This is a genomic window from Chryseobacterium limigenitum (assembly GCF_900114875.1).
Taxonomy (GTDB): domain Bacteria; phylum Bacteroidota; class Bacteroidia; order Flavobacteriales; family Weeksellaceae; genus Chryseobacterium; species Chryseobacterium limigenitum.
Genome location: NZ_FPKW01000001.1, coordinates 526493 through 541468, shown reverse-complemented (window position 1 = coordinate 541468; position 14976 = coordinate 526493). Strand labels below are relative to the sequence as shown.

The window sequence follows — 14976 nt, the reverse complement described above, 5'->3', positions numbered from 1 at the left end:
AGCTTACACAGGAACTAAGGTTGATTGTTCTATAAAATTCTCCAGTAATTCTACCGCACGGTCGTTTCCGCCTGCATTGATCAAGCTCGATTGAACTTCTTTTGCAGCATTTCTGTAAGTCGGATTTTCCAATAATTCAAAAACAGTCTGGCGAAGCGCATCTACACGTAATCTTTTATATCTGATACTGATTCCGCAACCTGCTTTTTCAATTAGTTTTGCAATATGAAAATGATCGTAAGCAATTGGCGTGATCAACATCGGTAATCCGTTGGTAAATGTATCATTCACGGTATTAAAACCACCATGACAAATCACGGCATCCATGTGTGGCATTAAGGCAGATTGCGGAACAAAACTGCTCACAATAAAGTTCGAAGGCCATTCTTCAAAAATTTCCGGTGGAGTAGCGGCAATTACGGTTACAGGCTGATCTGCAAAAGCCGCAATTACTTTTTCGAAAAATGCTTTTCGAATATCTACTAAAAGCGTTCCTAATGAAACAAATATTTTTGGTGTTGTCGAAGCGTTCAATTTATCCCAATCAAAAGGCGCAGGATTCGGACGACCTTTTACAGGTCCTACAAATTTCATATGCGTTGGAACCTCATCAAAATCAGCAAATTTCTGAGAGGTAAATATTAAATTCAAATGATGGGAATGAATGAAAATTCCGTCATCATCGATTCCAACTTCTTTTTGAAGTTCTTTAATTAAATTCTGTTGCCATTCAAATATTTTTTGGGCACTGTTTTCGGTATCGCCCATCACATCGGGTGGAACTGGTGTTGTCGTCACACACGGAATATTGTTTTTATGAGCAAAAAGCGCTCCTCCGAAAGTGATACAGTCGTTGACGATAACATCGGGTCGCCATTCTTTTGTAAGTGTTTCCAGTCCGGGCATCATCATTTTAGCGAAAGGGACATAGGTTTCTTCCAAAGCAAGTTTCATCACTTCAGGTCCTGAACAGGCGGGGCCATCATCCTGTCTTTTTAAAATCCTGGCAATTTCATCCTGATATGGAATTAAATCTTGCTCAGGGTAAAAATAACTTCCGCCTTCCGGAATATGTTTGTTGTCTAAAGGCGTGATTCCGAACCATTTTACTTCATGACCACGCGCAATTAAACTCGCTCCAACGCTCAATGTCGGACTGATATGTCCAAAAAACGGAGGAATAACAAATAAAAATTTTGACTTCGGTTTTTCCATAGTTGAGTTTGTGATGGCATTTTCCAGTAAATTGGCTGCTGTTGCGCTTCCTCCGGCTTCAGCAAAAGATTCGCGGACAATTTCTGCAGCTTTTTTATATTCAGGATTGGTTAAAATATTTTGTACGGCTTCGTTTAAATGATGCGCTTTAAATCTGTTAAAATTAAGACGTTCACCCGCTCCTGTACGCACAACACGCCCCGCAACATGCGATTGATCATAAGCAATCGGAATCACGACCAAAGGCAAACCATTTGATAATGCTTCGGAAACCGTATTGTGACCGCCGTGAGAAACAACACCGTCAAGATGAGGTAACAAATCCAACTGAGGAACTTGCTGATACACCATAAAATTTTCCGGCCATTGCTCGAAAAGTTGAGGGTCTGAAACGACAACTACGGTTAAATTTTCATCTTTAAAAGCATCAACCACTTTTTGGAAAAATGCTTTTTTATGCTCGTGATCGAAAGTCGTTCCGATGCTTACCAAAATCTTTTTTCTTGAATTAGCATTGAATTTTTCCCAGTCAAATTCACTGGAAATACGACGCTCTGTAAGAACCGGCCCTGTGAATTGGTAGTTGGAAGTTAGATCCATTTCTCCAAAGAAATATTGTGACGTTAAAACCAATGTCAATAAATCGGAACAATCTAATGCATGATTTTCTTCAACGCCTAATTCCTGCTGTAATGCAACAATCTGCTTTTCTTCCCACTCATGAACTTTTGGAAGTTCACTCATAATTTTGATGGCAGCGGGAGCAGTAACTGTTGTAGCATAAGGCAAACGTAATTTTTTTGCAGCAATAGAAGCCGCAAATAACTGATGATCGCCAATCACCAAATCGGGTTGATATTCTTTTAACAAAGGAATAATTCCATTATAGCAATATCTGTTTAGAGGAATCAAAACATCTTCGTAAAGAAATTTGATGCTGTCGATTCCGTAGACAACTTTTTTAGAAATGATATCGAGATAGTTTTCGCTGTCTCTTTTTTCTTCGTCGGTCTGGTCGTATTGAATCAATAATAATTCTCCGCCTTCCGGAAGTTTATAGGTTAAATTTTGGTCAAGACTTATCCATGCAACCTGATGTCCTCTTTCCAGAAGAGTGGCACCGATACTTAGTGTAGGGTTCACATGACCTGTCAATGGTGGAACTACAAATACAAATTTAGCCATGGTTTTGTGATAAGGTTTTTAATGATTTTGATAAAAAATGGGCAATAGTTTCTGCAATCAAAACAGGTTCCTGAATCGGGATGTTGTGATCTCCTGGAATTAATTCTAAATCAGCTTGTCCGATTTGTTCATTCAGCCATTCTCCTGTAGGTCTGCAGTTGGAATTTGCGCCATACATTAGCAATGTTGAAGGTTTTAATTCAGAAAAATCGACTTCGCTCAGGAAATGTTTTTCTTTAATCATATCCGCTTTAATCGTGGTCTGATTAAACAAAAACTCATACATACGATGATTTTTTTCCATCTGCCTTTTTCCCATCTGTACTTTTGTGGTATCGGTAAAATTGGCGACATAATGTTCCAGAAACTCTTTGCTGTATTCTTCGATAATACCTCTGGCTTTTTCGTCCTGAGGATCCGGGGCTTCAATAACCACCAATTGCTTAATGCGATTGGGATCTTTTAAAGCTGTTTTTAAAGCAATCAACCCTCCAAAACTATAGCCGACAAGATGTGCCTTTTTTATATTTAAAGCATCCATCAAAACCAAGACATCGGAAGACATATTTTCTAAATCGTAACCGTCTGTAAAACGTTCGCTCATGCCGTGACTTTTTAAATCAAACATCACAACATGGAAATGTTTTGCCAGAATCGGAGCAATATTAAAATAATAAATGGAAAGGTTGCTGAACATACCGTGGATCATTACCACAGTTTGTTCAGCCCCTTTGTTGAGTTCCTGAATATGAACCTTTTTATCGTTTACAGAGATTATTGGCATTCGTAGATGTAATTGATAATCATACTTAAATCAAGGTTGATCAATTCGTCCAGATCCATTGAAGACAGCCATCCCGTGAAATCGATTTGTTCCCCAAAATGCGCTTTAATTTTCTCGGAAAAAGAGACGATTTCGATGCTGTCCATTTCCAGATCTTTTGTGAAAGAACTTTCAGGAGTAATGTCCATTTCTTCTACAAATTCTTCGCCGATAACTTCCGTGATGAAACCTTTTAAAAGAGTGAATAATTCTTCGTGATTTAATTTTTCTGTAGTGTTTATAGTGTCCATCCTATGATATAATTTTTATGTTTAATTGTTTTGATTTCTGTTTGACTGATCCATAAAGAATCGTCTGTTATTTTCTCTACTTCGAAGTTTTTTGGATTTCCTTTCAATCCTGTTCCCAAAAACTTTCCGTACGCTTCTTTTGCTACCCAAAAACGAGTGGTCCATTCTGCCTGATTTTTGTCTTTTAATAATACTAATTCGTTATCTGTAAAGACCAAATCGTAGAATCCTGAGCTTCGTTCTTCAATGATTTCCATGTCGATCCCGACTGATTTTCCGGTTTGTGCAATTCCGACGGCATCTTTTCCTTTATGTGCTAAAGAAATATGAATGTCTTTTGTTGAATCTCCGATTAAATAAGGTTTTCCGACCTCATCTTTACCAACTTCAAAAGTGATGGGGAAGCAAGCGTGATTTCTTTCCTTTTTAAGAAGATTTCTCACCGCATCTTTCACCGCAACACGGCTTACCATATAGCTTTTTCTTTTGTTTGGAAGTAATGTTTGATGATGCTGTTTTTCGGTTTGATTGAAATAACGTTTCAGGATAAAATCCCACGACGCCACTCTTGAATACGCCTGATGGAAGAAAAATACTTCGGGAGCAATTTCCTCAGAAAGACGGTTGTGCAAAGGCGACATCGAAACATTCCACAGCGCCGCATCGATTTCCAGACGGCGGTTTTGCCACCCTGAAATTTTGCACCATACTTTTCCGTTTTTGGTTAAAAGAATATCTCCGATTGCAAATTCGTCATTCATTTCAGTCAGACTGCAGGTACATTCAAACATGCCGTCCTGATCGTGTAGATCTCCGAAAAATTCAATGTCTTTGATTTTTACCGGGAAGGCAATTCTGTCTTTTGTTAACGTTAATTGCAACCAAAGTCCAAATAATTGACCTGCGTTATCTAGCAATGAACCTTTCCCTCCGTTTCCTTTGATTTTTCCGATAATTCCTTTCGTTCCTACTTTTGAAATCTCCGTAATTCCCTGATATTTTTCACCGTGAAACATATGCATATCATACACTTCTTCCGGAGTTCTTTCGATGGGTAATATTTCTCCGATGGAAAGATTGAAGGTTGGATTCGGTCTTGTAGTTGAGGTCAATAAAACCTCTGCATTCGCAAAATTTTCAATATCTAAATAAGCGTGATTGGTGGATTTCCATTCTCCTTTTACTGTTTTTTCGAAAGGTTTTGCCACATTCATCCATTGAAAAACGCTTACATTCATGATTTTATGAATTTGGCTTCCCTCAATTTCCTGTTGTGCGATTTCCGCCAGTTGTTCAAAAATCATGGTCATCGGAATCACGGGTTCCATATCGGCAACTTCATGCCAGCCTTTCGGTTGTCTCAATAAGCTGTGGTCGATGAGGTAAGGGTGGGTTTCCAATGTCACGTATAATGTTTTCTCAAAATTCTTGCTTATCGGAGCCTGGACTTTTGGTATAACCACATTCGGAATCGAAACTTTCGGACGGTCTTGGAATAACGTTAAAACTTCCTCCTGCATTTTAATCATATCCGAAATGTTCTCCTGAAATGCCTGAACAAGCGGATGGCCTGATTTTGCAACTGCTGCAGTCATTTTTTGCTTTGAAGTATTGATAGATTTCGCTAAAGTTTTAATGGCTGCAAAATCACGCACAATTGGTGAACCTAATTCCAGTTTCATATTTTTTCCGGATGGTTTTCTTGATGAGGCTTGAATATCCAAAAAGTCCAACGCAACCACTTTTCCTTCCACGAATAGCGCAGCAACCACACGTTGAAATTGAGCCAGTGCAGAACGAGTAGGGACGCTTGACGCAATTGTACTGAATGCTTTTCCTTTCAATGTATCATCAATAAATCCAATCAATCCGCCTGTTCCGACTTGTATGAAAAATCTTGCGTCTTCTTCATACAATTTATCTGTCAGTTCACGGAAACGAACGGGTTCAACAAGATGTTCCGCACTCAGTTTTCTAATGGCATCCTGATCAGATGGATAAGGCTCCAATGTCGTTGCAGACCACAATGGGATTTTTGTTTTTTGAAATTGTGCTTTTTCCATTCCGGCTAAAATCACATCCAGTTTATCGGCGATAAAAGGGGAGTGAAAACCAGACTGGAACGGCAAAATTTGATGAAATATCTGTTTTGATTTTAATACAGGAACCAATTCATCCAAAGCCAAATTACTTCCGCAAAGAATCACCTGATTCGGGCAATTGTCATTCGAGATATAAACGTTTGAAATTTCTTCTATAATAGGTTTTATGGTTTCAATTCCGGCTCCGATGGCGATGAATTTTGAATCTTTTAATTCAAAAGTTTCAGGATTTAAAACATCAATTAAAGCTTTTACAGAATTTACTTCTGCTAATTCAGAAGAGTAGCCTGCCAACCATTCACCTAAGCTGTGACCTGCATTCATATCCGGTATAATTCCTAATTTTTTTAATGAATTATCAAGAATACTGCAATTGTTGAAAATATTTAAAGCATCATTTAATAATCCTTCACCTTCCGTTTCAATCGGTGCGATGATGTTGAAATAACGGCTTACACTTTCTACTTCACCTTTCGCCAAACCGTCTAATCCAGGAAAAACGAAGGCTACTTTTTCTCCATTCTGCAACAGAGGAGCGTTGGTGTACCAAATATCCTGTTTGTTGCGCCAAGGATTATTTTTAGCAACGATTTTAATGGCTTTTTCAATTCTTGCAGGAGTCGGATCGAATAGGGCAATACGATAATCTCCTTCTCCTAAAGTCGTGTCGTTATTTTGTAAAGCAGATAATAATTCTTCGTGTGTTGGTCTGGCTAAGATGAGAACTTTTTCTTTTTTAGGCATATCATACCCTTCCAAAACCACATGTGCATTAATTCCTCCGAATCCGAAAGCATTGACTGCTGCTACTTTTGGCAACCCTGTTTTTGACCAGTTTTTTGCCTCCTGTACAGGTTCGAATCTGGTATTCTGCATCTCCGAAGTCGGATTTTCGCAATATAAAGTCGGTGGTAATGTATCGTTATGAAGCGCGAGACAAGTTTTTATCAACCCTGCAATTCCTGCAGCGGGCATGGCGTGACCGATATTCGATTTTACAGAACCGATTCCTGCGATTTTAGCATTTTCTTCTTTTCCGAAAAACTGAGCTAAAGTCTGCAATTCTGTCTTGTCGCCAAGCGGAGTTCCTGTTCCGTGAGCCTCAATATAACCGATTTGGTTTTCGTCTAAATCTGCATTTGCCCAAGCTTGTTGTAAAGCTTTTAACTGACCTTTTACAGAAGGACTCATTACGCTTGTTCCGTTTCCATCACTGCTTACACCGATTCCTTTGATAACGGCATAGATTTTATCCTGATCACGAATGGCATCCTCCAATCTTTTTAAGACCACAAAACCGCAACCTTCACCAATTAATAAACCATCTGCATCATTGCTGAAAGGCTTAATTTTTTGTTGATGAGATAATGCTCCTAACTGTGCGAAAATACTCCAGAAAGCAGCGTTTTGTCCGGTATGAACTCCACCTGCAATCATGATATCAGATCTTCCTCTTTGAAGCTCCTGTACCGCGTGATCTACTGCAATTAAGGCACTTGCACAAGCGGCATCTACGGTAAATGCAACTCCACCCAAATTGAATCGGTTAGCAACTAAAGATGCAACAAGATTAGGAATTAATCCCATTGCGGTATCGGCTGCAAAACGTCCTTTTCTTTCCTGAAAAGCATGCTTTACTTTTTCAATATCGGCGGAAGAAACTTCGGGTAGCAATTCCTTTAATAAAGAGGAAATTTGCTCTCCGGTTCTAACAATTTCGATGGCACGAGTTGCGCCCGGTCCGGTGTAGTTTCCTTTTCCAATGATGATTCCAGTTTTTTCGAGCGAAATGTTTTTCTTAAATATTCCTGCATCGTCTAAGGCTTTTTGAACCAGATCAAGCGTTAATAAATGATCGGGTTCTGTTCCTTCAACCGCCAAAGGTAAAATACCGAAAGCGGTGGGATCGAATTCATAATCAGAAATAAATCCGCCACGCTGGCAATAAAAACGGTCAACCGGATTTGTGGTATTGCTAAAATGAACAGGATCAATTCGGTCGGCTGGAGCCAGTTGGGTAGAATCTACTTTATTGACAATATTCTGCCAAAAAGTGTCGGCGTCCTGCGCCCCCGGAAAGACGCAAGACAAACCAATTACAGCAACATCTGTTTTTTTCATACTTATTTTCTACAGCGTTTACCAGTTACTTCCGGACATGATTAATACCTGACTTTCAGTTCCGTATTTTATTTCATTCAGGAAAATTTCCTTGCCTTGTTCCAATGGAATTAAAGAAATGCCTCTTCTTTCATATTCTGTTTCCAGGGTTGATGAAACCATTCCGGCACCTTTCCAGGGACCCCAGTTGATGGAAATTACTTTTCCTTTTAGTTTTTTGTTTAAAGCATTTGCGTAATCATCCAACACAGAGTTTGCTGCAGCGTAATCGGTCTGACCTTTATTTCCGTAAACCGAAGCGATGCTTGAGAATAGTACTACAAACTGACAATCCGTGCGCAGTTTTTCTGCCAATACACGAAGCGGTTTTACTTTAGTATCGAAAACTCTTCCGAATGAGCTTGTTGTTTTTTGTTTGAATAATTTATCTTCCAAAAGACCTGCCCCATGAATTACCCCGTCTAAGCGGTTGTATTTTTCATAAATACTGTTGATTAATTCAGATAAACCATTTTCATCGCAAAGATCTAATGATTGATAAATAATCGTATTTCCCATTTGCTCCATATCACGGATTGTGCGCAGGATTTGATTGTTTTTGAAAACTTTTATTGTTTCTTTTTCGATTTCAGAAGGTGAAGTAAATGTTCCGGATTTGATAAGATAAGCTCTTATTTCTTCTTTGGTTTTCATGACTTCTAATTCTTTATGTATTGCCTGATTTCTCGGATCTGCAGATCTTCCCACCAAAATATAAGTACAAGGATAAGCCTGTGACATGTGTTTTGCTAGTTCGGAAGTAATTCCCTGCGCGCCTCCAAGAACCAAAACCACAGAATCTTTATCTAATTGAATTTGTGCCTCACTCAGTCCTGTTGATAATGGTGATGGAATGATATCCACTTTATGTCTTTGATCATTTTTGTAAATAACTTCAGACGGTTTATCGGTTGTCAGTATTTCTTTTAAAATAATATCAGCAATTTGATCTACTTGCTGAGGAGAATTTAAACTGATCAATCTGCAATTCGTATTTTCAAATTCTCTTGCTAAACTTTTGAAAAGTCCCGGATGTCCTTTGTAATGACGCAAGAGAGTCGTATCCGTCAGTTCCTGAACGTGTGCGGGAATATCTGAAATTAAATAAATCCATTGAGCCTTATCAAGGTCTAATCTTTTAATTAAATCAACATGATCAATAATATTTTGCTTTACGGGAGATGAAAATAAGTCAAGAATAATTAATCCGTCAAAATTGGTAAGGTCTTTGTCAGCATCCACCAACTCAGCGATTGCTCCATGCTTTTCAAGGGCATTTTTGATGGCTAAGGTTTGGTTGCTGTTGTCTTGAGTGATCGCAAAACGTTTTCCTTGCAGGATTTCGCTATTTTCGATTAAAGAAACATCAGTTGGCGTTAAATCAAATCGAAGACGGGATAATAAATTCTGAATAGGTTCAGGAGTGTTATTTCCACTCATCTCATTGATCCATGAAGCTAATCCGTTCAATGTTTTGATAGCGGCTAATTTTTCCATTAGATCATCCGCCTGTTCTAGATCTTCCCCAAAACCGATTTTGGTTTTAAGTTCACCGATGATTTCCATACGTTTGATGGAATCGATGCTTAAATCAGCTTCCAAATCTAGATCTAAGCCTAACATTTCTTTCGGATATCCTGTTTTATCGCTTACAATATCCAGAATTGCTGTTTGGAGTTCTTGAAGAGAAAATCCGGTCTGATTTTGAGGAGTTGAAGTTGGAGTTTCTGTAACGACAGCTTTTTCTGAAGTGTTTGAAGCTCCGGAATATTCTGTTAACCAAGAAACCAAACCATTTAAAGTTTTTATTGAAGCCAATTGCTCCATAATGGTGTCTTCATTGGCATTGTTTGAAGAAAAAGAACCTAGTTCAGATTTCAGTGTTCCAATAATTTCAACTCTTTTAATGGAATCGATACTTAAATCCGCTTCCAAATCCATTTCCATGCCCAGCATTTCGTGAGGATAGCCTGTTTTATCACTTACAACTTGAAGCAATAATGTTTTAATATTCTTTGTAGGAGCTTCTTTTACAGGTATGATAACCATTTTTTCGGCACCGTCATTATTTGGAGCAGAGATGATTGGTGCATGACCGTTTGAGTGAGTCGGAACTGATGAAACATAAACAGGAGCAGGGCTTACCTGAGGATTCTGTCCAAGGAAAGTAAGCATCACATCTCGTTGTGCCTGGATCATCATTTTCATGCTGTCTAAATATTCCTGAAGCATACGTTCAGTATTAGACTGAGTTTCAATCACGGGAGGTTGGTTATTCGTAAAATTGTTCATTTGAAGTGGATTTATGATTGGTAATGCACCATTGGCAGGCATTGTACCAGTCGTTGGGTGAGCTGCCTGTCCGTTTACACGCCAGATAGCAGGATTTTTCTTGTATAATTCTGGTTGATCAATTTGTATTAATTGAACATTACGGCCATCGAAAAGTTTAGCAATATTAAAATTACGACCTGTTCCTAGATATTGAGCAAGCATAGAAAGGAGGTAAGTCAATTTATTACCATTAGTATCTTCTACGGATAGCGTTAGATGCTCTTTATCTAGACACGATTTGGCTAATCCTGCCAATACTTTTCCGGGACCGACTTCGATGAAAATTCTTGCGCCATCTTCGTACATCGCCTGAAGTTCTTCTACAAATCTTACGGGTTGTATTAAGTGATCCGTTAGCCTTTCTTTTATCTCTGAAACTGCCGTTGGATAAGTTGTTGCTGTTGTATTCGACCAAACCGGAATCTGCATTTCTTCGAAAGGAATATCTTGAAGAACGGTTTCGTAGAAATCTTTAGATTTAGCCAATAAAGGACTGTGGAATGCACAGGCAACTTCTAATTTTTTAGCAGAAATACGTTCCTGTTTAAGGATTTCCATCAATTTGTTGATGGCGTCTGTGGTTCCTGCGACCACGCATTGCGTCGGAGCGTTATAATTTACGGGATAGCAACCTTCAACTGTATCTAAAATAGGCTGTAAGTTTTCTCTTGTCGAACTTACCGCAATCATCGTTCCCGGATCCCCGCCTTCTACAGAATCTAAAATGGATTGAGCTCTTTTGATACTTAAATCAACCAATTTTTCTTCTTCAAAAACGCCTGCAAAACATAATGCCGGTAGTTCACCATAACTGTGACCTGCCAACATATCCGGAACAATTCCGATAGATTGTAGGAGTTTAGCTAAGGCAAGATCTACAATTCCTAATAATGGTTGTGCTAAACGGGTATCTTTTATCGTTTCTTTTTGCTGTGTTAAAGTCGCTTCATCAAATGTTTTTGAAGGGAAAATAACTTTTTCTAATTCAGGATAAGAATCGATCAGCTTTCTCATTTCCGGGAAAGCAACAAATAAATCGCGAGCCATATTGATACGCTGGCTGCCTTGTCCTGGGAATAGGAATGCTACTTTTCCTTCTTTTTTATTAACAGTGAATGTGTCCTTGCTTTCAATTCCGGATAAAGCCAATTCGATGTTCATCATTAAATGTTCAGTAGTATCGGCAACAATGCTCAACTGAACCTGCTTTTCTGAACTAGTTGCTAAACTGTAAGCAATATCTTTTAAGGCAATACTGTCATTGACTTCAAGTAAAGATTTAATCTGATTTAATTGAATTTTAGCTTCCTCATAAGTGTCTCCACGGAATACAAATAATTCCGAAGGCCAAGATTGCAATACCGCAGAATCGTCTTGCTTAGGATGATTGGCAATAACCGTATGGAAATTGGTTCCTCCAAATCCAAACGCGCTGATTCCTGCATAACGGTTTTTATCACTCCACAATCCGCTTTCTGCATAAAAAGCAAAAGGACTTGTTTGAGCATTATAATAAGCGTTAGGTTTCTGAAGATGAAGGGTAGGAGGTTTTACGCCGTGATATACGGCTAATGAAGCTTTAATTAATCCTGCTAATCCAGCCGCACATTTTGTGTGTCCGATCTGAGTTTTAACTGAACCTAAATGCGTCTGTCCCGGCAAAGCTCCAGAACGGCTGAATAAATTCGTTAATGCACTTAATTCTGTTTTATCTCCAACAACAGTTCCTGTACCGTGAGCTTCAACCAATCCAACCGATGCAGGACTGATTCCGGCTTGAGTGTATGCTCTTTCCAGCGCACGAACCTGCCCGATTTTTCTTGGAGCAGTTAGACCTAAAGCTTTACCGTCACTCGAACCGCCAACACCTTTAATAACAGAGTAAATACGGTCGCCATCACGTACGGCATCGTCATATCTTTTTAATACTAAAATAGCAACCCCTTCGCCCAAAGCGATTCCGTCTGCTTCGCTGTCAAAAGTTGCACATCTTCCTTTTCTGGAAAGGGCATGAGTGCTTGAAAACATTAAATAATCATTGATGCCGTTGTGTAAATCTGCTCCGCCGGCAAGAACCATGTCTGATTTATTTAAGATCAATTCCTGACAAGCCAGTTCAAGCGCTGCTAAAGAAGAAGCACATGCGGCATCTACCGTATAATTTCTTCCACCAAGATCTAAACGGTTCGTAATTCTTCCAGCAATAACATTCGCTAAAATTCCGGGGAAAGAATCTTCTGTGGTGTGAGGAAAAGCTTCTTTGACTTCTTCATGAAGTTCACCGAAAACCTGTTTATAAAATCCTCTGAAACTGTAGCTGTTTGCTAAATCATTACCACCTTCGGCACCTATAATGACCGAAATATTTTCTCTGTTCGTATGTTTTTCATCATAACCTGCATTTTCCATGGCGCGTTTTGCAACCAATAAAGTCAGCAGTTGTGTTGGTTCAATAGCAGCTAAAGATTGTGGTGGAATTCCAAATTCTAAAGGATCAAAATCAATTTTTGGAATAAATCCGCCCCATTTTGAGTGAGATACATCTGATTCGTTGGAATCCGGATGATAGTACAGTTCTTTATTCCATCTTTCGTCCGGAACTTCTGTTACACTGTCTTTTCCTAAAATAATATTACGCCAGTATTCTTCTAAATTCTTTGCATCAGGGAAAATACATTCCATACCGATAATGGCGATGTCTAATGGCTTTTCTACGGATATTGGAGCTTCTGATAATTCAGCTTCCTGAATATATTTTTGATTATTAATACTTACATTTTCGTGCAGTTCATCCAAAGAAATTACTTTATCATGCATCGTAGCAACCTGTCCGATCATGTACATTCCAAGATCCAGTTGTTCTTCTTTTGGGATAGTAACCAGTTGATCGCCTTGTCGTTCTACGCCTTTTGCTGCAATTCTTAAACGGCCTACGTTTAATTTTTCCAGTTGTTCCCAAACTTCTTTTTTATCTGTTCCTGCTGCGATCAGTTTTGCTTTTTCATTATTAAAATGTTGAGCAAATGCAGTGTCTAAACATCTCGTTTCGTGTCCTGGAGCGGTTTCCAATAAAACTGTTTCTTCTGCCTGTAAAGCCTGTACCTGGAATTCTTCCTGAATCGCACAACAAGAGACTGCTTCCTTTGTGTAAAGGTAGGCTGTCCCGATTAATACACCCACTTTCACACCTCTTGCAGCTAATGGAGCAGCCATGATCGAAATAAAAGCGGTTGAAAAATCATTATGAATTCCACCAGCAAAAAATACACTGATGTTTTCAGGATGATCTTCTTTTAAAATACGTTCGATTTGTTTTTCCCAAAGAACAGTACTTGAAAGTGGGCCAACGTGACCACCACATTCGCGTCCTTCAAATATGAAATTCGTAGCTCCTTCTTTTAAGAAAATATCTAAAAGGGCAGGAGAAGGAACGTGTAAAAAGGTTTTAATTCCAGCTTTTTCAAAAACTTTTGCCTGGGCTGGTCTTCCTCCGGCAATCAATACAACGGGAGGTTTAGCTTCTAATATATAGGATGTTTGTTCTTCTCTTAATTCTTGAGGGGCAAATCCTAAAATTCCCACACCCCAGGTTTTTTCTCCAGCTAAATTTTTAGTATCAAATACCAAAGATTTTGCTGCATTACCTTTTAATAGAGATAAAGCGACGAATGGTAAAGCTCCTGCTTCTGCAACTGCATTGGCGAATGCCGGAACATCACTCACACGAGTCATTGGACCTTGAGCAATTGGATATTTTAAACCTAATTCTTTAGCTAAAATATTGTCCTGATCAATGACCTGAAGAGCTTTTGCCTGTCTTAAATGACCATACATCGCTTCTTTAAATCCGAAAACCATTTTCTTTAGATTTTTGAAGTCTTCGTAAAGGTCTGTTGCCAAGGAAATATCCTGTCCCATTGGGATGTAGCTCTTAGTAATATCAAGATCTGTGAAATATTTTTTAAGATCTTCAGCGGCTATATTTTCCGGTAATGCAGGCGAGTTGGGTCTCACCAATACGCGATGATTGGCTATGATTTTAGTTTCTGTTCCATTGAGTTTTGAACAGAGATCTTTCGTGTCTTTTGGAACAGAACTTTCCGGGAACAGAGCGAGTTGGCTATCCAGTACAACGCCTGTTGCCCCCAATGCTTTTGCCGCCGCCGCAGTATGAAGTCCGATTCCTCCTTGTACCCAAACAGGAATGGATTTAATTTCTTTGATGATACGTTGAAATAAGATAAAAGTTGATTCGTAGCCGACAAGTCCGCCTGCTTCGTTTCCTTTTATGATGATTCCTTTCGCTCCTGATTTTTCGGCTTCTCTGGCTTCCTTCAAACTGGTTACCTGGTAAATAATAGATAAATCCGAAATCGAATTCACCGTAGTTCCAAACGGAAGGATCACAAATTTTACCTTCTCTGAAAGTTGAAGCGATGTAAGTTTATTATTAGAGAAGCAAATACCAAAAGATGGTATATCTGCCTGTTCAAGCTGATTCAGCGCTTGCTGTGCGGTCGTTAATTCGTGCCCTAAGCTTAGTATGGGAAATGCGCCTGCCTGATGTATTGCAAGCACAAGGGTAGCATCCGGCTTTTCAAAAGGCGTTAGTCCAAAAATGGTTAAGTTTTTCATTGTGTTGATATATTGAAATGGTAACAGAGTTTACATAACAAAACGTTAAAAATTGCAGTCTTTTAAAAACAAATTTTACTGTACTAAAGTAAAGTGTCTGATTATTATATTTTTAAATATTATGTTAATTTAACAATGATTTTTTAATACAGAAAATGTTAAAATTGCTATTAACCAAGAGGTTATTACATATGAGATTGTTTTCAGGCTTTATAAAAGAAATTAATCCAAAATTTTTCATTTCGTTGATGTTTATTGAATGTTAACAATA

At 38.7% G+C, this 14976-nt stretch carries 5 protein-coding genes; all 5 read right to left on the bottom strand.

The features are described from left to right. Window positions 1-3 precede the first annotated feature (3 nt). From BT156_RS02535 to BT156_RS02515, 5 genes are read right to left on the bottom strand one after another with little or no spacing between them, the layout of a single operon-like run. Window positions 4-2400: a glycosyltransferase gene (locus tag BT156_RS02535; RefSeq protein ID WP_072406871.1), complete on the bottom strand. Its 2397-nt coding sequence runs from the start codon at window positions 2398-2400 to the stop codon at window positions 4-6. Further along, a complete protein-coding gene (locus BT156_RS02530; RefSeq protein ID WP_072406869.1) occupies window positions 2393-3184 on the bottom strand; it encodes an alpha/beta fold hydrolase in 792 nt (263 codons plus the stop codon). Before BT156_RS02530 ends, BT156_RS02535 begins: the two co-directional genes overlap by 8 nt. Further along, complete coding sequence (locus BT156_RS02525) at window positions 3175-3474, bottom strand: acyl carrier protein (protein WP_072406867.1); 300 nt, start codon at window positions 3472-3474, stop codon at window positions 3175-3177. Before BT156_RS02525 ends, BT156_RS02530 begins: the two co-directional genes overlap by 10 nt. Beyond that, window positions 3462-7697, bottom strand: a complete 4236-nt coding sequence (locus tag BT156_RS02520; RefSeq protein WP_072406865.1) for a type I polyketide synthase — start codon at window positions 7695-7697, stop codon at window positions 3462-3464. The genes BT156_RS02525 and BT156_RS02520 overlap by 13 nt, the downstream gene beginning before the upstream one ends. Before the next feature lie 18 nt (window positions 7698-7715). Beyond that, window positions 7716-14705, bottom strand: coding sequence for a type I polyketide synthase (locus tag BT156_RS02515; protein WP_072406862.1), 6990 nt, complete (start codon window positions 14703-14705; stop codon window positions 7716-7718). Window positions 14706-14976 lie beyond the last annotated feature (271 nt).